Source organism: Sphingopyxis sp. NJF-3 (assembly GCF_053514865.1).
In genome coordinates this window covers 3,708,145-3,725,316 of record NZ_CM130726.1, presented here as the reverse complement: position 1 = coordinate 3,725,316, position 17,172 = coordinate 3,708,145, and the positions used below count along the sequence as shown (strand labels likewise).

Here is a 17,172-nt window from a genome sequence, read left to right as displayed (position 1 = left end):
CCCTAACCGACCGGTCAGCGCCGCGCAACGCCGCCCTTCAATTTGGCTTTCTTGATCAGGTCGCCATATTGATGCGCGAGCATGTGGCTCTGGATCTGCGTGATCGTGTCGATCGTCACGTTGACGATGATGAGCAGGCTGGTGCCGCCGAGCTGGAAAGGCAGGCCCGATTTCGCGATGAAATATTCGGGCACCAGGCAGATCAGCGCCAGATAGGCGGCACCGATCACGGTGATGCGCGTCAGCACGAAGTCGAGATAGGCGGCGGTGTTCTTGCCCGGACGGATGCCGGGGATGAAGCCGTTCTGGCGCTTCAGATTGTCGGCGGTCTCTTCGGGGTTGAAGACGACGGCGACGTAGAAGAAGCAGAAGAAGATGATCCCCGCGGCATAGAGCGCCATGTAGAGCGGCTGGCCGTGCGCGAGATACTGGTTGAGCGTGATCAGGAAATCGCCCCACGCCGAATCGCCCTGGACGTTCTGGCCCATCATCTGGGTGACGGTCAGCGGCATCAGCAGCAGCGACGACGCAAAGATCGGCGGGATGACGCCCGAGGTGTTGACCTTCAGCGGCAGGTGACTGCGGTCGGCCTGCATGCCGCCGCGCTGCGTCGCGCGCTTCGGATATTGGACGAGAACGCGGCGCTGCGCGAGCTCCATGAAGCTGATAAAAGCGATGATCGCGACCGCGCCGCCGACGACGGCGATGATCGTGCCGCCGCCCATCGACCCTTCGCGGACCTGGGTGAACATCTGGGCGAAGCTGCGCGGCAGCTGCGCGAGGATGCCCGCCATGATGATCAGCGAGACGCCGTTGCCGATGCCGCGGCTGGTGATCTGCTCGCCGAGCCACATCAGGAACAGCGTGCCGCCGACGATGCTGATGACGGCGCCGATGCGGAACAGCATGCCGGGGTCGACGACTGCGGCGACGCCCTGGCTCGCGCCGAGCGTTTCGAGCCCGGCGGCGATGAAATAGCCCTGGATCGCGGTCAGCGCGACGGTGCCGTAGCGCGTATACTGGTTGAGCTTCTTGCGTCCGCTCTCGCCCTCTTTCTTGAGCGCGGCGAGGCTCGGCGACAGCGCGGACGCGAGCTGCACGACGATCGACGCCGTGATATAGGGCATGACGCCGAGCGCGATGATGCTCATGCGCTCGAGGCTGCCGCCCGAGAAGGTGTTGAAGATGTCGAGGACGCCGCCGGACGCCGCCTGGTTGTAGAGCTGCGACAGCGCGACGGGGTCGACGCCGGGCAGCGGCACATAGGAGAGGAAGCGGAAGACGATCAGCGCGCCGATCGTGAACCAGATGCGGTTCTTGAGTTCGGTCGCCTGGCCGAACTTCGAAAAGTTCAGGCTGGATGCAAACTGGTCGGCGCGAGAGGCCATGGTGATCTTTCCTCGAGTGCGGACCGCGCCCCCCGCGACCCGGCGCCTATGTGCGTTCGGAGGTCACGAAGCGCAAGGGGAAAGGCCCATTTAGCGGTGAGCCGACGCTCCCATACCGCATTAATATTCGTTCGCATCGGGGGCGCCCGCCAAGGCAGGCGAAGGACTCGACACGAACGGAATTGAGTGTCGTCATGCGGTGAAGGGCGGTCCTTTCGAACCGCCCCTCACAAAATCTTACTCGCTCTTCGTGTCTTCCGCGGCGGCGGCGGGAAGCTCGACCTTGCCGCCGGCCTTCTCGACCGCCTCGATCGCGCCCTTCGACGCGCCGGCGACGGCGAAAGTCAGCTTCGCGGTCAGCTCGCCCTTGGCGAGGAGGCGGACGCCGTCCTTGCCGCCGCGCGCGACACCCGCCGCCTTCAGCGCGGCATGGTCGACCGTCTTCTTGGCGTCGAGCTTCTTCGCGTCGACCAGCTTCTGCACCTGGCCGAGGTTCACGATCGCGAAATCCTTGGCGAAGATGTTGTTGAAGCCGCGCTTCGGGATGCGCATGTGGAGCGGCATCTGACCGCCCTCGAAGCCGTTGATCGAGACGCCCGAGCGGCTCTTCTGGCCCTTCTGGCCGCGGCCGGCGGTCTTGCCCTTGCCCGAGCCGATGCCGCGTCCGACGCGCATGCGGCCCTTGCGGGCGCCGTTGTTGTCACGAAGATCGTTGAGCTTGATAGTCATATTTGCACTCGCTTTCGCTGTGTTCGCGCTGGGACCGACCTTGAAGGGTCAGTCCGGTTCGATTTCACTCGATGGCTGAAAGCCGGGATAGGGCCCGGCCTTCTCCATCACGATGGCCTGGGCGACATAGCCGCGGCCATCGACACTGGTGATCGACGGGCTGCCGTGAAGCTGCCACCCCCGGTTGAGCAGCCCCTCGACCCGCGCGCAGAAGGCGCTGTCGTCGGGGCCGGTCAACAGGCGATAGAGCTTCATCGGCGCTTAGCCCTCGATCACTTCCACCATGTGCGGAAGCTTGCGGATCATGCCGCGCACTTCCGGGGTGTCGACCAGTTCGACCTCGCGGTGCATCTTGCCCAAGCCGAGGCCGGTCAGGATCGCACGCTGGCTTTTGGGACGACGGATCGGCGAACCGATCTGGCGGATCTTGATCTTCTTGTCAGCCATGGTCTTACTCCGTCACCGCCGCGGCTTCGGCCTCGGCAGCGCGGTCGGACGCACCGCCGCGCTTGATCAGGTCCGAAACCTTCTTGCCGCGACGCTGCGCGACCGATTTCGGGCTGGTCTGTTCGCCGAGCGCCTCGAAGGTCGCGCGGATCATGTTGTAGGGGTTCGAGGTGCCGACCGACTTGGTCACCACATCGGCAACGCCCAGCGATTCGAACACGGCGCGCATCGGACCGCCGGCGATGATGCCGGTCCCCGCGGGCGCCGAGCGCACGGTGACGTTGCCGGCGCCGAAGTGGCCGCGGCCGTCATGGTGCAGCGTGCGGCCGTCGCGCAGCGGAACGCGGATCATCGCCTTTTTCGCGGCGGCGGTCGCCTTCGAAATGGCCTCGGGCACTTCGCGCGCCTTGCCATGGCCGAAACCGGCACGGCCCTTGCCGTCACCGACGACGACGAGCGCGGCGAAACCGAAGCGCTTGCCGCCCTTCACGGTCTTCGAGACGCGGTTGATGTGGACGAGTTTCTCGATGAGCTCCTCGCCGCCGTCCTCGTCGCGCGGGCGACGATCGTCGCGGCGGCCACGGCCACCGTCACGACCACCGCGACCGCCGTCGCGGCCGCCACGGCCGCGGCGCGCGGGAGCGCCGGTGTTTTCGGTCGCCTCGGGGGCGCCTTCGGCGTTCTGAACTTCGTCTGCCATCATTAGAACTCCAATCCGCCTTCGCGCGCCGCGTCGGCCAGCGCCTTGATGCGCCCGTGGAACAGGAAACCGCCGCGGTCGAACACGACCTGCGTCACGCCCGCCTTCTTGGCGGCATCGGCGAGGCGCTTGCCGACATCTGCGGCCGCAGCCGTGGTGGCGCCGGTCTTGCCGCGCACGTCCTTGTCGAGCGTCGAGGCGGCCGCCAGCGTCTTGCCGGCGGCGTCATCGATGAGCTGCGCGTAGATGTGGCGACCCGAACGATGCACCGACAGGCGCGGACGCCCGGCGGCGCGCTGGCGGAGGGCGGTACGAACGCGCTGACGGCGCTTCTGGAAAGAGGTGAGATGTGCCATGGCTTACTTCTTCTTGCCTTCTTTGCGGAAGATGTACTCGCCGCGATATTTGATGCCCTTGCCCTTATAGGGTTCGGGCTTGCGCCAACGGCGGATTTCCGCCGCGACCTGGCCGACCTTCTGCTTGTCGATGCCGCTGATCTCGATCGTCGTGTTGTCCGGCGTCTTGATCTCGATGCCTTCGGGCACCGCGAAATCGACATCGTGGCTGTAGCCGAGCTGCAGCTTCAGCGTCTTGCCCTGCGAGTTGGCGCGATAGCCGACGCCGGTGATCTCGAGCACCTTGGTGAAGCCCTCGGTCACGCCCGTGATCAGGTTCTGGACCAGCGTGCGCTGCATGCCCCAGAAGGCGCGCGCTTCGCGGCTGTCGTTCGCGGGCTGGACCGAGATGCTGCCTTCGGCGACATCATATTTGATGTTGTCGGAAAGCGGCATCGAAAGCGTGCCCTTGGGCCCCTTGACCGACAGCTGGCCGCCGTCGATCGCAGCGGTAACACCGCCGGGAATCGCCACTGCCTTTTTACCAATGCGCGACATCAGAACACCTCCGCCAGCACTTCGCCGCCGACATTATGCTCGCGAGCCTCGGCGTCCGACAGGACGCCGCGCGGGGTCGACACGATGGTGATGCCCAGGCCGTTGCGCACGATCGGCAGCTCTTTCGAGCCCGAATAGACGCGGCGGCCCGGCTTCGAGACGCGGGCCACGTGGCGGATCGCCGGCTGGCCCTCGAAATATTTGAGCTCGATGCGGATGCCCTTGTGCTGGCCCTTCGCACCCAGCGCTTCTTCGCTGTAGCCGCGGATATAGCCTTCGCGCTGGAGAACATCGAGAACGCGGACGCGCAGCGTCGAAGCCGGCGTCAGGACGCTGTCCTTCTTCGCCTGCTGGCCGTTGCGGATGCGGGTGAGCATATCACCCAGGGGATCGGTCATTGCCATCTTGTCAGTCCCTTACCAGCTCGACTTCACAACACCGGGGATCAGGCCCTTGTTGGCCAGATCGCGGAGCTGGATACGGCACAGCCGGAATTTGCGATAATAGGCGCGCGGGCGGCCGGTCAGCTCGCACCGGTTGCGGATGCGGGTCGGGTTGCCGTTGCGCGGGATTTCCGCCATCTTGAGGCGCGCGATCAGACGCTCGCCATCGTCGAGCGACGTGTCCGCCGCGATCGCCTTCAGCTTCGCATAACGGCCGGCATATTTCTTCACCAGCTTCTTGCGACGCTCGTTCTTGTTCACCGAACTCAGTTTCGCCATGACTTAAGTTCTCTTTCCTTCTTGAAAGAGCCTGCCTGGTCCCGAAGGATCAGGCGGCTTCCTTTTCCTGCGCTTCGATCGGGAAGGGGAAGCCGAACAGCTTGAGCAGTTCGCGGGCCTCTTCGTCCGTGCGAGCGGTGGTGGTGACGATCACGTCCATGCCGCGCACCGTGTCGATGCGGTCATAGTTGATCTCGGGGAAGATGATCTGCTCTTTCAGGCCCATGGCATAGTTGCCACGGCCGTCGAAGCTGGTCGCCGACACGCCGCGAAAGTCGCGGATGCGCGGCATCGCGATGGTGATCAGGCGGTCGAGGAATTCGTACATGCGTTCGCGGCGCAGGGTGACCTTGCAGCCGATCGGCATGCCTTCGCGCAGCTTGAACTGGGCGATCGACTTCTTCGCCTTGGTCACGACGGGCTTCTGGCCCGCGATCAGCTCCATCTCCGAAGCCGCGATCTCGACCTTCTTCTTGTCCTGCACCGCGTCGCCCACGCCCATGTTGAGCGTGATCTTCTCGAGCTTCGGCACTTCCATCACATTCTTGTAACCGAACTTCTCGGTCATCGCCTTGACGATCTTGTCGTCATAGAGCTTGCGCATGCGCGGGGTGTAGTTGTCAGCCATTGATCGTCTCCCCGGACTTCACGGCCACGCGGACCTTCTTGCCGTCCTTGGTTTCAAAGCGGACGCGCGTCGGCTTGCCGGTCTTGGGATCGGCCAGCGCGACCTTGCTCGCGAACAGCGGCGCTTCCTTGCGCTCGAGCCCGCCCTGCGGGTTCTGCTGGGTCGGCTTGCGGTGGCGCGTGATGACGTTGACGCCCGCGACGACGACCTTGCCGTCCTTCGGCAGGCTCTGCGTCACTTCGCCGGTCTTGCCCTTGTCCTTGCCGGACAGGACGACGACCGTGTCGCCCTTCTTGATCTTGTTCGCCATGGTCAGAGCACCTCCGGCGCCAGGCTGATGATCTTCATATAGCCCTTGCCGCGCAGTTCGCGGACGACGGGGCCGAAGATACGGGTGCCGATCGGCTCCTCGTTCTTGTTGACGAGCACGGCGGCGTTGCTGTCGAAACGGATCACCGAGCCGTCGGCGCGGCGCACATCCTTCGCGGTGCGGACGATGACGGCGCGATGCACGTCGCCCTTCTTCACCTTGCCGCGCGGCTGCGCTTCCTTGATCGACACGACGATGACGTCGCCGACGCCGGCGGTGCGACGCTTCGACCCGCCCAGCACCTTGATGCACTGGACGCGCTTCGCGCCGCTGTTGTCGGCGACTTCCAATTGTGACTGCATCTGGATCATCGATGCATTTCCTTCTTGTTTGGCCTACCGGGATGCCCCGGCGGTTCCGTGAACTTCTGTCAGGCGTCCGCAGCCGTGGGGGCCGCAGCGGGAGCAGTCGGAGCGGCGGCGCCCTTCGGCTTGCTGTGGGTGTCGACCTTGTCGAGCACCTTCCAGGTCTTCAGCTTCGAAATCGGCCGCGTCTCTTCGATGCGGACGGTCTCGCCGGCCTTGACGCTGTTGTCCTCGTCATGGGCGTGATACTTCTTCGAACGGCGGATGATCTTGCCGTAGAGCGGGTGCTTCACCTTCCGCTCCACCTTCACCACGACGGTCTTGTCGCCCTTGTCGGACACCACCGTGCCGGTCAGAATGCGCTTCGGCATCGATAGTCTCCTTACTTCGCGGCCGAGCGCGAACGCTCGGTCTGCTGCGTCTTGATGCGGGCGATCGAGCGCCGCACTTCCTTGACGCGCGAGGCTTTTTCAAGCTGGCCGGTCGCCGCCTGGAAACGGAGGTTGAACGCCTCGCGCTTCAGCTCGCCAAGCTCAACGGCGAGCTGGTCGTCGGTCTTGGCCTTGTAATCTTCGGTCTTGGCCATGTCCTTAACCCTCCAGGTGCGAGGTGTCGCCGAGGCGGGCGACGACCTTCGTCTTGATCGGCAGCTTCATCGCCGCTCGCTCGAACGCCAGCGCGGCCACGGGGCCCGGAACGCCGTCGAGTTCGAACAGGATGCGGCCCGGCTTCACGCGCGCGGCCCAGAATTCCGGCGAGCCCTTGCCCTTGCCCATGCGGACTTCGGCGGGCTTCGACGACACCGGGATGTCGGGGAACACGCGGATCCACAGGCGGCCCTGGCGCTTGATCGCGCGGCTGATCGCGCGGCGGGCCGCCTCGATCTGGCGCGCGGTGATGCGCTCTGGTTCCATCGCCTTCAGCCCGTACGAGCCGAAGTTCAGCGCGGTGCCGCCCTTGGCGTTGCCGTGGATGCGGCCCTTGAAGGCCTTGCGGAACTTGGTTTTTTTCGGTTGCAGCATGTCAGCAGTCCTTAGCGGCGATCATCGCGCGCCGGGCGCACGCCCGACGTCTGCGCGTCGAGCATCAACCGGTCGGTCGCCATCGGGTCGTGACCCAGGATTTCGCCCTTGAAGATCCAGACCTTGATCCCGCACACGCCATAGGCGGTGTGGGCTTCGGCCTCGGCATAGTCGACATTGGCGCGAAGCGTGTGCAGCGGCACCCGGCCTTCGCGGTACCATTCGGTACGCGCGATTTCCGCGCCGCCCAGACGGCCGGCGCAGTTGATGCGGATGCCCTCGGCGCCGAGACGCATCGCCGACTGCACCGCGCGCTTCATGGCGCGGCGGAAGGCGACACGGCGTTCGAGCTGGTCGGCGATGCCCTGGCCGACGAGCTTGGCGTCGACTTCGGGCTTGCGGATCTCGACGATGTTCAGCGACACGTCGCTGCCCGTCATCTCGCCGAGCGTCTTGCGCAGCTTTTCGATGTCCGCGCCCTTCTTGCCGATGATGACGCCCGGGCGGGCGGCATAGATCGACACGCGGCACAGCTTCGCCGGACGCTCGATCACGACCTTCGAGATCGCGGCCTGCGGCAGGGTCTTGAACACATATTTGCGGATCTTCAGATCCTCGACCAACATGCGTCCATAGTCCTGGCCCTCGGCGAACCAGCGGCTGTCCCAGGTGCGGTTGACCTGCAGGCGCAGGCCGATCGGATTGCTCTTCTGGCCCATCTTACGCCTCTTCTTCCTGTTCGCGGACGACGATGCGGATGCGGCTGAACGGCTTGACGATCCGGGTCGACTTGCCGCGGCCACGCGCGTGCCAGCGCTTCATCGAGATCGACTTGCCCACGCTCGCTTCCTTGACGACCAGCGCGTCAACGTCGAGGTTGTGGTTGTTCTCGGCGTTCGCGATCGCGCTCGCCAGAACCTTGCGCACGTCGACGGCCATCGCCTTCTTCGAGAAGGCGAGGACGTTCATCGCGTCTTCGACCTTGCGGCCGCGGATCAGCGCGGCGACGAGGTTCAGCTTCTGCGCCGAGCCGCGAATCTGCGTGCCGACCGAGAGCGCCTCATTGTCCGCAACGCGGCGGGGGGACTTTTCCTTGCCCATTAGCGTTTGCCCTTCTTGTCAGCCGCGTGGCCGGGGAAGAAGCGCGTCGGCGCGAATTCACCCAGCTTCATGCCGACCATGTCTTCATTGACCGACACCGGCACGAACTTGCGGCCGTTGTAGACGTTGAAGGTCAGCCCGACGAACTGCGGCAGGATGGTGGACCGGCGCGACCAGGTCTTGATCGGGGCAGAGCTGCCGCCGTCCTGGGCCGTTTCGGCTTTCTTGAGGAGATGAAGGTCCACGAACGGACCCTTCCAGACCGAGCGAGCCATGGCTTACCTCTTCTTCTTCGCGTGACGCGACCGGATGATCATCTTGTCGGTCGACTTGTTGTGACGGGTCCGGGCGCCCTTGGTCGGCTTGCCCCACGGGGTGACCGGGTGACGGCCGCCCGAGGTGCGGCCTTCGCCGCCGCCGTGCGGGTGGTCGACCGGGTTCTTGGCGACGCCGCGGGTCAGCGGACGCTTGCCGAGCCAGCGGCCCCGGCCAGCCTTGCCCAGGTTGGTGTTCTGGTTGTCGGGGTTCGACACCGCGCCGACCGTGCCCATGCACTCGCCGCGGATGTAACGCTGTTCGCCCGAACCGAGACGCACGATGACGAGGCCGCGGTCACGACCGACGACCTGCGCGTAGGTGCCGGCCGAACGGGCGATCTGGCCGCCCTTGCCCGGCTTCATCTCGATATTGTGGACGATCGTGCCGACCGGCATCTGCGACAATTCCATCGCATTGCCCGGCTTCACGTCGGTCTTCTTGCCCGCGACGATCGTGTCGCCGACGCCCAGGCGCTGCGGCGCCAGGATGTAGGCGAGTTCGCCGTCTTCATATTTCACGAGCGCGATGAACGCCGTGCGGTTCGGGTCATATTCCAGACGCTCGACGGTGGCCGGCATGTCCCACTTGCGACGCTTGAAGTCGATGAAGCGGTACTTCTGCTTGTGGCCGCCGGCGATGCCGCGCGAGGTCACATGGCCCTTGTTGTTGCGGCCACCGGTCTTGCGCTTGCCTTCGGTCAGCGCCTTGACGGGCTTGCCCTTCCACAGCGACGACTTGTCGACGAGGATCAGGCCGCGCTGCGCGGGGCTGGTCGGGTTATAATGTTTGAGTGCCATTTTCTTTCGCCTTCCCGAGCCGCTCAGACGCCCGTGGTGACGTCGATCGACTGGCCTTCGGCCAGGCGAACGATCGCCTTCTTCACGTCGCTGCGGGTGTAGGGCTTGCCCTTCCAGCGCTTGGTCTTGCCCTTGGTGACCAGCGTGTTCACGCCGATCACCTTGACATCGAACAGCGCCTCGACGGCGGCCTTGATGGCGGGCTTGGTCGCATCGTTCGCGACCTTGAACACCACCGCGTTATTTTCGCTGAGCAGCGTCGACTTTTCGGTGATCACCGGAGCGAGGATCACGTCATAGTGACGCGCGTCGACGGTCTTTGCCTTAGCCATTGCAGCGTGCCTCCAGCTTTTCGACCGCCGCGCGGGTCAGGACCAGCGTGTCGGCACGGATGATGTCGTAGACGTTGGCACCGATCGCGGGCAGCGCGTCGACGCCGACGAGGTTGGCCGACGCCAGCGCGAAGCTGGTGTGGACCGCATCGCCGTCGATGAAGAGCGCGCGACCGCCAAGTTCGAGCTTGCCGAGCTTGCCGGCGAGCGCCTTGGTCTTCGCGTCCTTGAGCTCGAGCGTGTCGAGAACGACAAGCTTGCCGCCCTTCGCCTTGTCGCTCAGCGCCATCTTGAGGCCGAGGGTGCGGATCTTCTTGTTCAGCGAGTGGCCGAAGGTGCGGGCCCGCGGGCCGTGCGCCTTGCCGCCGCCGATGAAGATCGGCGCCTTGCGGTCGCCGTGACGCGCGGTACCGCCGCCCTTCTGGCGACCGAACTTCTTGCCGGTGCGGGCGACGTCGCTACGCTCGCGCGCGGCGCGGGCAGGGCCGCGGCGCTTTTCGAGCTGCCAGGCGACGACGCGGTGCAGGATGTCGGCACGCGGGTCGACGCCGAAGACGTCGTCGTTGAGGTCGATGTCGGCGCCAGCCTTGCCATCGAGGGTCTGAACCTTGACCTTCATGATCAGGACTCCTGTGCGCCGTCGGTGGCCGCGGTGTCGACGACGGTTTCTTCGACCGGCGTTTCGACCGGCGCGTCGACCGGGGCTTCGTTGGTGTTGGCCGCGCTCTTGATGCCCGCCGGATAGGGAGCCTCGGGGTGACGCGGCAGCTTCACCGCATCGCGGACGAGCAGCCAGCCGCCCTTCGAACCCGGGACCGAGCCCTTGACGAAGAGAAGGCCGCGCTCGACGTCGGTGCGGACGATTTCGAGATTCTGCTGGGTGCGATTGCGCGCGCCCATGTGGCCGGCCATCTTCTTGTTCTTGAAGACGCGGCCCGGATCCTGGCGGTTACCGGTCGAACCGTGCGCACGGTGGCTGATCGAGACGCCGTGGGTCGCGCGCATACCGCCGAAACCCCAACGCTTCATCGCACCGGCAAAGCCCTTGCCCTGGGTGACGCCCTGGATGTCGACGATCTGGCCGGCGACGAAATGGTCGGCCGACAGTTCGGCGCCGACGTCGAGCGTCGCGTCGTCGGCGACGCGGAATTCGACGAGCTTCGCCTTGGGTTCGACTTCGGCCTTGCCATAGGCGCCGCGCTGCGGCTTCGCCACATTCTTCGCCTTGGCCGAGCCGGCCCCGAGCTGGACGGCCACATAGCCGTCGCGTTCCTTATCGCGCACGGAGACGACCTGGCAGCCTTCGAGGCTCAGGACGGTGACGGGCACGTGGCGGCCGTCGTCCTGAAACAGGCGGGTCATCCCCATTTTCTTCGCGATCACGCCAGTGCGCATGATCTTCACTCCTCAACAGAGGCCGGGCGGACCATTCCGCACGGCTTGCGGGACCCATCGGGGCATGCCCCAACGGAACCCTCCCAGCCCGAAATTTCGATGCGTCGCCCCGTCCGGGCTGAGGTGCCGCCTTCCCTTGGGTTGGCGGCGAGACGGGGGACGCAGCCCGGACCATGATGCTTCCGAGGAAGCGGTCCGGCGGTATCCTCCGAAACCTGATTGTATTCCTGCCAAAGCAGGAACCCAGGGCGGTTTCAGCGCGGCCTGCCGGCCGCTTCTACCCTGGGCTCCGGATCAAGTCCGGAGCACGTTGGCCTTTTACGCCAACTTGATCTCGACGTTCACGCCCGCGGCGAGATCGAGCTTCATCAGCGCATCGACCGTCTGCGGGGTGGGCTGCACGATGTCGAGCAGCCGCTTGTGGGTACGCACCTCGAACTGCTCGCGCGACTTCTTGTCGACATGCGGACCGCGGTTCACGGTGAATTTCTCGATGCGCGTCGGCAGCGGGATCGGACCGCGAATGAGAGCGCCCGTACGACGCGCCGTGTCGGCGATGTCGGTGGTGGCCTGATCGAGCACGCGGTGATCAAAGGCCTTCAGGCGAATGCGAATATTCTGCGTTTCCATGACTGTTCCAGTCGAATCCCGTCTGACGATGCGAAAGAGCCGAAATGGCCTGTTCCGACCCCCGCAGGGAGGCCGGAGAGGCCATCGAAATTCCTAAAAGCTACGAGCCGCGCGAATCAACCGAATCGCGCGGCTCGCGGCCCTATATTACTTTGTGATGGTCGCGACAACCCCCGCGCCGACCGTACGGCCACCTTCGCGGATCGCGAAGCGCAGGCCCTGGTCCATGGCGATCGGGGCGATCAGCTTGACCGACAGCTGGACGTTGTCGCCCGGCATGACCATCTCGGTGCCCTCGGGGAGGATGACCTCGCCGGTGACGTCCGTGGTGCGGAAGTAGAACTGCGGACGATAGTTCGCAAAGAACGGCGTGTGACGGCCGCCCTCGTCCTTCGACAGGACGTAGACTTCCGAGGTGAACTCGGTGTGCGGGGTGATCGAGCCGGGCTTGGCCAGAACCTGGCCGCGCTCGACTTCCTCACGGCCGACGCCGCGGATCAGCGCACCGATGTTGTCGCCGGCCTGGCCCTGGTCGAGCAGCTTGCGGAACATTTCGACGCCGGTGACGACGGTCTTCTTGGTGTCCTTGATGCCGACGATCTCGACTTCCTCGCCAACTTTGACGATGCCGGTCTCGACGCGGCCGGTGACGACGGTGCCGCGACCCGAGATCGAGAACACGTCCTCGATCGGCATCAGGAAGGGCTTGTCGAGCGGACGCTCGGGCTGCGGGATCCATTCGTCGACGGCAGCCATCAGCTTCAGGATCGCTTCCTTGCCGATGTTGTCGTCGCGGCCTTCGAGAGCGGCGAGCGCCGAACCCGCGATGATCGGAATATTGTCGCCGTCGAAGTCGCGCTTCGAAAGCTCTTCGCGGATTTCGAGTTCGACGAGCTCGAGCAGCTCGGGATCGTCGAGCTGGTCGACCTTGTTCAGGAACACGACCATGGTCGGAACGCCGACCTGCTTCGCGAGCAGGATGTGCTCCTTGGTCTGCGGCATCGGGCCGTCGGCGGCCGACACGACGAGGATCGCGCCGTCCATCTGGGCGGCGCCGGTGATCATGTTCTTCACATAGTCGGCGTGGCCCGGGCAGTCGACGTGCGCATAGTGGCGCGCATCGGTTTCATATTCGATGTGCGCGGTCGAGATGGTGATGCCGCGCTCGCGTTCCTCGGGCGCCTTGTCGATGTTGGCGAAGTCGACGGCGGTGCCGCCCTGAAGGTCCGAAAGGACCTTCGAGATCGCTGCGGTCAGCGAGGTCTTGCCATGGTCGACGTGACCGATGGTGCCGATGTTGCAGTGCGGCTTCGTCCGCTCAAATTTAGCCTTAGCCATGTTCTTGAACCTTCTTGTTCGATGTTTGGGTTGATCAGTCGTGGACGAGCCCTGCTGAATCAGGCGCCGCCCTTAGTAGGTCTTGCCGCGCGGCGCAAGTCCGCGCGGCTTCGACCTATCAGGCCATCTTGGCCTTCACTTCTTCGGCCACGTTGTTCGGCACTTCTTCATAGTGCGAGAACTGCATGGTGTACTGCGCGCGGCCCTGGGTGAAGGAACGCAGCTGGTTGACGTAGCCGAACATATTGGCAAGCGGGACCATCGCTTCAACCACCTGGGCGTTGCCGCGGCTGTCGGTGCCCTGGATCTGGCCGCGGCGGCTGTTGAGGTCGCCGATGACGTCGCCCATGAATTCCTCGGGCGTGACCACCTCGACCTTCATCACCGGCTCGAGCAGCTTGATGCCGGCCTTCGCCGCCACCTCGCGCATCGCCGCACGGCCCGCGATCTCGAACGCCAGTGCCGACGAGTCGACGTCGTGGTAGGCGCCGTCGGTCAGTTTGATCTCGAAGTCGATGATCGGGAAGCCGATCATGTGACCGTTCTCGGCCGATTCGCGCATGCCCTTTTCGACCGACGGGATATATTCGCGCGGGATGTTGCCGCCCTTGATCTCGTCGATGAAGGTGATGCCCGAACCGCGCTCGCCGGGGGCGACGCTGACCTTGACGCGGCCGAACTGGCCCGAGCCGCCCGACTGCTTCTTGTGGGTGTAGTCGACGTCGACCGGCTTCGCGAGCGATTCGCGATACGCCACCTGCGGCGCACCGACGTTCGCTTCGACCTTGAATTCGCGCTTCATGCGATCGACGAGGATGTCGAGGTGAAGCTCGCCCATGCCCTTGATGATCGTCTGGCCCGATTCATGGTCGGTCGAGACGCGGAACGAGGGATCCTCGGCGGCGAGGCGATTGAGCGCGATGCCCATCTTTTCCTGGTCGGCCTTGGTCTTGGGTTCGACCGACAGCTCGATCACCGGCTCGGGGAATTCCATGCGCTCGAGGATGATCGGCGCGCTGGTGGCGCAGAGCGTGTCCCCGGTTGTGGTTTCCTTGAGGCCGGCGAGCGCGACGATGTCGCCCGCATAGGCTTCCTCGATGTCCTCGCGGCTGTTGGCATGCATGAGGAGCATGCGGCCGATCTTTTCCTTCTTGTCCTTCACCGAGTTCAGATAGCTGCCCTTGGTGAGGGTGCCCGAATAGATGCGGGCGAAGGTGAGCGAGCCGACGAACGGGTCGTTCATGATCTTGAACGCCAGAAGCGAAAGTGGCGCCGAGTCCGACGTGGCGCGCGTGTCGGGCTGGTCGTTCGCCGGGTTGATGCCCTGGACGTCGGGAATGTCGAGCGGGCTCGGCAGATAGTCGACGACCGCGTCGAGCAGCGCCTGCACGCCCTTGTTCTTGAACGACGAGCCGCACAGCACGGGCACGAACGCCTGCGCCAGCGTGCCCTTGCGGATCAGCGCCTTCAGCGTCGCGACGTCGGGGACGGTGCCCTCGAGATAGGCTTCCATCGCGTCGTCGTCCTGCTCGACGGCGAGCTCGACCAGCTTTTCGCGATATTCGGCGGCCTTGTCCTTGAGGTCGGCCGGAATCTCTTCATAGAAGAATTCGGCGCCGAGGCTTTCGTCCTTCCAGATGATCGCGCGCTCATTGACGAGGTCGACGAGACCGACAAAATCGCTCTCGGCGCCGATCGGCAGATAGAGGACGGCCGGAACCGCGCCCAGGCGATCGATGATCGTCTGCACGCAATAATAGAAATTGGCGCCGGTGCGGTCGAGCTTGTTGATGTAGCACATGCGCGGCACGCCGTATTTCTCGGCCTGGCGCCACACGGTTTCCGACTGCGGCTCGACGCCCGCGACGCCGTCGAACGCGGCGACCGCGCCGTCGAGGACGCGAAGCGAGCGCTCGACCTCGATGGTGAAGTCGACGTGGCCGGGGGTGTCGATGATGTTCAGGCGATGCTCGGGGCCCTTGCCCTCATCGGCCTTCCACAGACAGGTCGTTGCCGCGGAGGTGATGGTGATACCGCGTTCCTGTTCCTGTTCCATCCAGTCCATCGTCGCGGCGCCGTCGTGGACTTCGCCGATCTTGTAGGACTTGCCGGTGTAATAGAGAATGCGCTCGGTCGTCGTGGTCTTGCCGGCGTCGATGTGCGCCATGATACCGAAATTGCGATAGCGTTCGAGCGGATGGCTGCGTGCCATGATCTTTTCCTTGGGTTTTGGGGGAGGCCTTTGGAGCCGCCCCCGATATAGGAAGTTTTGTTGCGATTGCGAGACGCCCCCAGAACAGGGGGAGCGTCCAGCAAATTACCAGCGGTAGTGGCTGAAGGCGCGGTTCGCTTCCGCCATGCGGTGCGTGTCTTCGCGCTTCTTGACCGCGTTGCCGCGGTTGTTCGACGCGTCGAGCAGCTCGCCCGACAGGCGCGCGGCCATCGTGGTTTCGCTGCGGTTGCGCGCCGCGGTGATCAGCCAACGGATCGCGAGCGCCTGCGCACGGTCCGGACGGACCTCGACGGGGACCTGATAGGTCGCACCGCCGACGCGGCGGCTGCGGACTTCGATGTTCGGGCGGATGTTCGCCAGCGCTTCGTGGAACACGCCGAGCGGTTCCTTCTTGGCGCGGGCTTCGACCGACTCGAGCGCACCGTAAACGATGCTTTCGGCGACGGACTTCTTCCCGTCGAGCATGACGCTGTTCATGAATTTCGACAGCACGACATCCCCGAAACGGGGATCGGGCAGGATTTCGCGGCGTTCGGGACGACGACGACGAGCCATAGGGTATTCCTTTACAACAGCATCCCGGCGCGGAGCGCTCGCGGGATGATCAAATAGCCGAAAAAGCGGTCCTTACTTCGGACGCTTCGCGCCGTATTTCGAACGGCTCTGCTTGCGGTCCTTCACACCCTGCGTATCGAGCACACCGCGCAGGACGTGGTAACGCACGCCGGGAAGGTCGCGCACACGACCGCCGCGGATCAGCACGACGCTGTGTTCCTGGAGGTTGTGGCCTTCGCCGGGAATGTAGGTGATGACCTCGCGCTGGTTGGTCAGGCGGACCTTCGCAACCTTGCGGAGCGCCGAGTTCGGCTTTTTCGGGGTCGTCGTATAGACACGGGTGCAAACGCCGCGCTTCTGCGGGTTCGCGTCCATCGCCGGGACCTTGGACTTCACCTTCTGCGGAGTCCGGCCCTTGCGGACGAGCTGGTTGATCGTGGGCATGAATGCTTCACCTTTATGTGTCCGCCCATCAGAGCGAACGGTTACTGTACCGCGGTGGATGAAGCTCCGGCCCTCGACCCGCCGAAACTGGCGGAAAAAGGCCGACCTGATAACAGCAAAAGACCCCGGCGGATCGATAGGATCTTCCGGAGGCTTCATCCGCGCCAGCAATGTTCAAGCGCTGTTGTGACTCGAAACCGATGGAAGTCCGCCGCTTTCGAACCGGGCGCCCCTAGCGGTGATTCCCCCGCCGGTCAAGGCCGAAGCGGCTTGCGGCGCGCGAATCGGACGGATAGCGACGGGCCATGTCCGCGGTCCGCCACGCCAGCTTCGCCCCGCACGCCGCGCCCGACGCGCGGCTGCTGATTCTCGGCAGCCTGCCCGGCGCCCGATCGCTCGCCGCGCGGCAATATTATGCGCATCCGACGAACCAGTTCTGGCGGCTGCTCGGCGCGGTGACCGGCCGGTCGCTCGCGTCGCTCCCCTATGACGCCCGCCTCGCGGACCTCGCCGCGGCGCGCATCGGCCTGTGGGACGTGATCCGCTCGGCTGCGCGGCGCACGAGCAGCGATGGCGACATCCGCGAGGCCGAGGCGCACGACCTTTCCGAACTCGTCGCGGCGCTGCCCGATCTTCGCATGATCGCGTTCAACGGCGGCAAGGCCGCCTTGATCGGACGGCGCCAGTTGCCGGCGCCCGGCGGCATCGCCCTCGTCGATCTGCCGTCGAGCAGCGCCGCGCACACCATCGGCTTCGAGGCGAAGCTCGTGCAATGGATGCGGCTGCGCGAGGCGCTTGATGCTGCCGGCCCGAACCTCTAAGCGC

Annotated in this window: 28 protein-coding genes; 1 reads left to right on the top strand and 27 read right to left on the bottom strand. The window is 64.9% G+C overall.

The annotated features are described in order from the left end of the window. Positions 1 to 14: 14 nt before the first annotated feature. From secY to rpsL, 27 genes are all read right to left on the bottom strand, one after another. The gene (secY, locus tag ACOTSS_RS18010) at positions 15 to 1,388 is read right to left on the bottom strand and encodes a preprotein translocase subunit SecY (RefSeq protein ID WP_448689335.1); all 1,374 of its coding nucleotides are present in this window, start codon (positions 1,386 to 1,388) and stop codon (positions 15 to 17) included. A 237-nt stretch (positions 1,389 to 1,625) separates the two neighbouring features. Beyond that, the gene (gene rplO / locus ACOTSS_RS18005; protein ID WP_448689334.1) at positions 1,626 to 2,117 is read right to left on the bottom strand and encodes a 50S ribosomal protein L15; all 492 of its coding nucleotides are present in this window, start codon (positions 2,115 to 2,117) and stop codon (positions 1,626 to 1,628) included. Between the two features lie 48 nt (positions 2,118 to 2,165). Continuing rightward, the gene (locus tag ACOTSS_RS18000; protein ID WP_037556386.1) at positions 2,166 to 2,372 is read right to left on the bottom strand and encodes a DUF1737 domain-containing protein; all 207 of its coding nucleotides are present in this window, start codon (positions 2,370 to 2,372) and stop codon (positions 2,166 to 2,168) included. Positions 2,373 to 2,378: 6 nt separating this feature from the next. Further along, positions 2,379 to 2,564, bottom strand: a complete 186-nt coding sequence (gene rpmD / locus ACOTSS_RS17995; protein WP_095387831.1) for a 50S ribosomal protein L30 — start codon at positions 2,562 to 2,564, stop codon at positions 2,379 to 2,381. Between the two features lie 4 nt (positions 2,565 to 2,568). Then, complete coding sequence (gene rpsE / locus ACOTSS_RS17990; RefSeq protein ID WP_448689333.1) at positions 2,569 to 3,264, bottom strand: 30S ribosomal protein S5; 696 nt, start codon at positions 3,262 to 3,264, stop codon at positions 2,569 to 2,571. Positions 3,265 to 3,266: 2 nt separating this feature from the next. Then, on the bottom strand, positions 3,267 to 3,620 hold the full coding sequence (gene rplR / locus ACOTSS_RS17985; protein ID WP_054589699.1) for a 50S ribosomal protein L18: 354 nt from the start codon (positions 3,618 to 3,620) through the stop codon (positions 3,267 to 3,269). A gap of 3 nt (positions 3,621 to 3,623) precedes the next feature. Further along, a complete protein-coding gene (gene rplF / locus ACOTSS_RS17980; protein WP_095387829.1) occupies positions 3,624 to 4,157 on the bottom strand; it encodes a 50S ribosomal protein L6 in 534 nt (177 codons plus the stop codon). Continuing rightward, a complete protein-coding gene (gene rpsH, locus ACOTSS_RS17975; RefSeq protein ID WP_054589697.1) occupies positions 4,157 to 4,561 on the bottom strand; it encodes a 30S ribosomal protein S8 in 405 nt (134 codons plus the stop codon). Before rpsH ends, rplF begins: the two co-directional genes overlap by 1 nt. Before the next feature lie 12 nt (positions 4,562 to 4,573). Continuing rightward, positions 4,574 to 4,879 (bottom strand): 30S ribosomal protein S14, encoded by a 306-nt coding sequence (gene rpsN / locus ACOTSS_RS17970; protein WP_003042242.1) that lies wholly within the window; start codon positions 4,877 to 4,879, stop codon positions 4,574 to 4,576. Between the two features lie 49 nt (positions 4,880 to 4,928). Beyond that, positions 4,929 to 5,507, bottom strand: coding sequence for a 50S ribosomal protein L5 (gene rplE, locus ACOTSS_RS17965; protein WP_448689332.1), 579 nt, complete (start codon positions 5,505 to 5,507; stop codon positions 4,929 to 4,931). Then, complete coding sequence (gene rplX, locus ACOTSS_RS17960) at positions 5,500 to 5,817, bottom strand: 50S ribosomal protein L24 (protein ID WP_257546113.1); 318 nt, start codon at positions 5,815 to 5,817, stop codon at positions 5,500 to 5,502. The genes rplE and rplX overlap by 8 nt, the downstream gene beginning before the upstream one ends. Positions 5,818 to 5,819: 2 nt before the next feature. Then, a complete protein-coding gene (gene rplN, locus ACOTSS_RS17955) occupies positions 5,820 to 6,188 on the bottom strand; it encodes a 50S ribosomal protein L14 (protein ID WP_053555865.1) in 369 nt (122 codons plus the stop codon). Between the two features lie 59 nt (positions 6,189 to 6,247). Further along, on the bottom strand, positions 6,248 to 6,553 hold the full coding sequence (gene rpsQ / locus ACOTSS_RS17950; protein ID WP_448689331.1) for a 30S ribosomal protein S17: 306 nt from the start codon (positions 6,551 to 6,553) through the stop codon (positions 6,248 to 6,250). Between the two features lie 11 nt (positions 6,554 to 6,564). Then, on the bottom strand, positions 6,565 to 6,768 hold the full coding sequence (rpmC, locus tag ACOTSS_RS17945; RefSeq protein WP_448689330.1) for a 50S ribosomal protein L29: 204 nt from the start codon (positions 6,766 to 6,768) through the stop codon (positions 6,565 to 6,567). Between the two features lie 4 nt (positions 6,769 to 6,772). After that, on the bottom strand, positions 6,773 to 7,204 hold the full coding sequence (gene rplP, locus ACOTSS_RS17940; protein WP_448689329.1) for a 50S ribosomal protein L16: 432 nt from the start codon (positions 7,202 to 7,204) through the stop codon (positions 6,773 to 6,775). A gap of 11 nt (positions 7,205 to 7,215) precedes the next feature. Further along, positions 7,216 to 7,923: a 30S ribosomal protein S3 gene (gene rpsC / locus ACOTSS_RS17935; RefSeq protein WP_053555861.1), complete on the bottom strand. Its 708-nt coding sequence runs from the start codon at positions 7,921 to 7,923 to the stop codon at positions 7,216 to 7,218. Between the two features lies 1 nt (position 7,924). Further along, entirely contained in the window at positions 7,925 to 8,305 is a 381-nt protein-coding gene (gene rplV, locus ACOTSS_RS17930) for a 50S ribosomal protein L22 (protein WP_053555860.1), read from the bottom strand. Then, positions 8,305 to 8,580: a 30S ribosomal protein S19 gene (gene rpsS, locus ACOTSS_RS17925; RefSeq protein ID WP_037556370.1), complete on the bottom strand. Its 276-nt coding sequence runs from the start codon at positions 8,578 to 8,580 to the stop codon at positions 8,305 to 8,307. The genes rplV and rpsS overlap by 1 nt, the downstream gene beginning before the upstream one ends. Positions 8,581 to 8,583: 3 nt before the next feature. Next, positions 8,584 to 9,420, bottom strand: coding sequence for a 50S ribosomal protein L2 (gene rplB / locus ACOTSS_RS17920; RefSeq protein ID WP_257546138.1), 837 nt, complete (start codon positions 9,418 to 9,420; stop codon positions 8,584 to 8,586). Between the two features lie 23 nt (positions 9,421 to 9,443). Then, positions 9,444 to 9,752: a 50S ribosomal protein L23 gene (locus ACOTSS_RS17915; RefSeq protein WP_058806667.1), complete on the bottom strand. Its 309-nt coding sequence runs from the start codon at positions 9,750 to 9,752 to the stop codon at positions 9,444 to 9,446. Next, positions 9,745 to 10,371, bottom strand: coding sequence for a 50S ribosomal protein L4 (gene rplD, locus ACOTSS_RS17910; RefSeq protein ID WP_448689328.1), 627 nt, complete (start codon positions 10,369 to 10,371; stop codon positions 9,745 to 9,747). Before rplD ends, ACOTSS_RS17915 begins: the two co-directional genes overlap by 8 nt. Positions 10,372 to 10,373: 2 nt before the next feature. Then, on the bottom strand, positions 10,374 to 11,147 hold the full coding sequence (gene rplC / locus ACOTSS_RS17905) for a 50S ribosomal protein L3 (protein WP_448689327.1): 774 nt from the start codon (positions 11,145 to 11,147) through the stop codon (positions 10,374 to 10,376). Between the two features lie 318 nt (positions 11,148 to 11,465). After that, positions 11,466 to 11,777: a 30S ribosomal protein S10 gene (gene rpsJ, locus ACOTSS_RS17900; RefSeq protein ID WP_003042199.1), complete on the bottom strand. Its 312-nt coding sequence runs from the start codon at positions 11,775 to 11,777 to the stop codon at positions 11,466 to 11,468. Between the two features lie 147 nt (positions 11,778 to 11,924). After that, positions 11,925 to 13,115: an elongation factor Tu gene (tuf, locus tag ACOTSS_RS17895; protein WP_448689326.1), complete on the bottom strand. Its 1,191-nt coding sequence runs from the start codon at positions 13,113 to 13,115 to the stop codon at positions 11,925 to 11,927. Positions 13,116 to 13,233: 118 nt separating this feature from the next. Continuing rightward, a complete protein-coding gene (gene fusA, locus ACOTSS_RS17890; protein ID WP_448689325.1) occupies positions 13,234 to 15,327 on the bottom strand; it encodes an elongation factor G in 2,094 nt (697 codons plus the stop codon). Positions 15,328 to 15,432: 105 nt separating this feature from the next. Then, positions 15,433 to 15,903, bottom strand: a complete 471-nt coding sequence (gene rpsG / locus ACOTSS_RS17885) for a 30S ribosomal protein S7 (RefSeq protein ID WP_033074359.1) — start codon at positions 15,901 to 15,903, stop codon at positions 15,433 to 15,435. Positions 15,904 to 15,975: 72 nt separating this feature from the next. Beyond that, positions 15,976 to 16,347, bottom strand: a complete 372-nt coding sequence (gene rpsL / locus ACOTSS_RS17880) for a 30S ribosomal protein S12 (protein ID WP_037515637.1) — start codon at positions 16,345 to 16,347, stop codon at positions 15,976 to 15,978. A gap of 305 nt (positions 16,348 to 16,652) precedes the next feature. Here rpsL and ACOTSS_RS17875 point away from each other — a divergent pair, with 305 nt between their 5' ends. Then, complete coding sequence (locus ACOTSS_RS17875; RefSeq protein WP_448689324.1) at positions 16,653 to 17,168, top strand: DNA-deoxyinosine glycosylase; 516 nt, start codon at positions 16,653 to 16,655, stop codon at positions 17,166 to 17,168. The last annotated feature ends 4 nt before the right edge of the window (positions 17,169 to 17,172 follow it).

What these genes read in the sequence shown, in the direction of transcription:
- secY (WP_448689335.1), bottom strand. Translation starts at nt 1,388, where the DNA reads ATGGCCTCTCGCGCCGACCAGTTTGCATCCAGCCTGAACTTTTCGAAG.
- rplO (WP_448689334.1), bottom strand. Translation starts at nt 2,117, where the DNA reads ATGACTATCAAGCTCAACGATCTTCGTGACAACAACGGCGCCCGCAAG.
- ACOTSS_RS18000 (WP_037556386.1), bottom strand. Translation starts at nt 2,372, where the DNA reads ATGAAGCTCTATCGCCTGTTGACCGGCCCCGACGACAGCGCCTTCTGC.
- rpmD (WP_095387831.1), bottom strand. Translation starts at nt 2,564, where the DNA reads ATGGCTGACAAGAAGATCAAGATCCGCCAGATCGGTTCGCCGATCCGT.
- rpsE (WP_448689333.1), bottom strand. Translation starts at nt 3,264, where the DNA reads ATGGCAGACGAAGTTCAGAACGCCGAAGGCGCCCCCGAGGCGACCGAA.
- rplR (WP_054589699.1), bottom strand. Translation starts at nt 3,620, where the DNA reads ATGGCACATCTCACCTCTTTCCAGAAGCGCCGTCAGCGCGTTCGTACC.
- rplF (WP_095387829.1), bottom strand. Translation starts at nt 4,157, where the DNA reads ATGTCGCGCATTGGTAAAAAGGCAGTGGCGATTCCCGGCGGTGTTACC.
- rpsH (WP_054589697.1), bottom strand. Translation starts at nt 4,561, where the DNA reads ATGGCAATGACCGATCCCCTGGGTGATATGCTCACCCGCATCCGCAAC.
- rpsN (WP_003042242.1), bottom strand. Translation starts at nt 4,879, where the DNA reads ATGGCGAAACTGAGTTCGGTGAACAAGAACGAGCGTCGCAAGAAGCTG.
- rplE (WP_448689332.1), bottom strand. Translation starts at nt 5,507, where the DNA reads ATGGCTGACAACTACACCCCGCGCATGCGCAAGCTCTATGACGACAAG.
- rplX (WP_257546113.1), bottom strand. Translation starts at nt 5,817, where the DNA reads ATGGCGAACAAGATCAAGAAGGGCGACACGGTCGTCGTCCTGTCCGGC.
- rplN (WP_053555865.1), bottom strand. Translation starts at nt 6,188, where the DNA reads ATGATCCAGATGCAGTCACAATTGGAAGTCGCCGACAACAGCGGCGCG.
- rpsQ (WP_448689331.1), bottom strand. Translation starts at nt 6,553, where the DNA reads ATGCCGAAGCGCATTCTGACCGGCACGGTGGTGTCCGACAAGGGCGAC.
- rpmC (WP_448689330.1), bottom strand. Translation starts at nt 6,768, where the DNA reads ATGGCCAAGACCGAAGATTACAAGGCCAAGACCGACGACCAGCTCGCC.
- rplP (WP_448689329.1), bottom strand. Translation starts at nt 7,204, where the DNA reads ATGCTGCAACCGAAAAAAACCAAGTTCCGCAAGGCCTTCAAGGGCCGC.
- rpsC (WP_053555861.1), bottom strand. Translation starts at nt 7,923, where the DNA reads ATGGGCCAGAAGAGCAATCCGATCGGCCTGCGCCTGCAGGTCAACCGC.
- rplV (WP_053555860.1), bottom strand. Translation starts at nt 8,305, where the DNA reads ATGGGCAAGGAAAAGTCCCCCCGCCGCGTTGCGGACAATGAGGCGCTC.
- rpsS (WP_037556370.1), bottom strand. Translation starts at nt 8,580, where the DNA reads ATGGCTCGCTCGGTCTGGAAGGGTCCGTTCGTGGACCTTCATCTCCTC.
- rplB (WP_257546138.1), bottom strand. Translation starts at nt 9,420, where the DNA reads ATGGCACTCAAACATTATAACCCGACCAGCCCCGCGCAGCGCGGCCTG.
- ACOTSS_RS17915 (WP_058806667.1), bottom strand. Translation starts at nt 9,752, where the DNA reads ATGGCTAAGGCAAAGACCGTCGACGCGCGTCACTATGACGTGATCCTC.
- rplD (WP_448689328.1), bottom strand. Translation starts at nt 10,371, where the DNA reads ATGAAGGTCAAGGTTCAGACCCTCGATGGCAAGGCTGGCGCCGACATC.
- rplC (WP_448689327.1), bottom strand. Translation starts at nt 11,147, where the DNA reads ATGCGCACTGGCGTGATCGCGAAGAAAATGGGGATGACCCGCCTGTTT.
- rpsJ (WP_003042199.1), bottom strand. Translation starts at nt 11,777, where the DNA reads ATGGAAACGCAGAATATTCGCATTCGCCTGAAGGCCTTTGATCACCGC.
- tuf (WP_448689326.1), bottom strand. Translation starts at nt 13,115, where the DNA reads ATGGCTAAGGCTAAATTTGAGCGGACGAAGCCGCACTGCAACATCGGC.
- fusA (WP_448689325.1), bottom strand. Translation starts at nt 15,327, where the DNA reads ATGGCACGCAGCCATCCGCTCGAACGCTATCGCAATTTCGGTATCATG.
- rpsG (WP_033074359.1), bottom strand. Translation starts at nt 15,903, where the DNA reads ATGGCTCGTCGTCGTCGTCCCGAACGCCGCGAAATCCTGCCCGATCCC.
- rpsL (WP_037515637.1), bottom strand. Translation starts at nt 16,347, where the DNA reads ATGCCCACGATCAACCAGCTCGTCCGCAAGGGCCGGACTCCGCAGAAG.
- ACOTSS_RS17875 (WP_448689324.1), top strand. Translation starts at nt 16,653, where the DNA reads ATGTCCGCGGTCCGCCACGCCAGCTTCGCCCCGCACGCCGCGCCCGAC.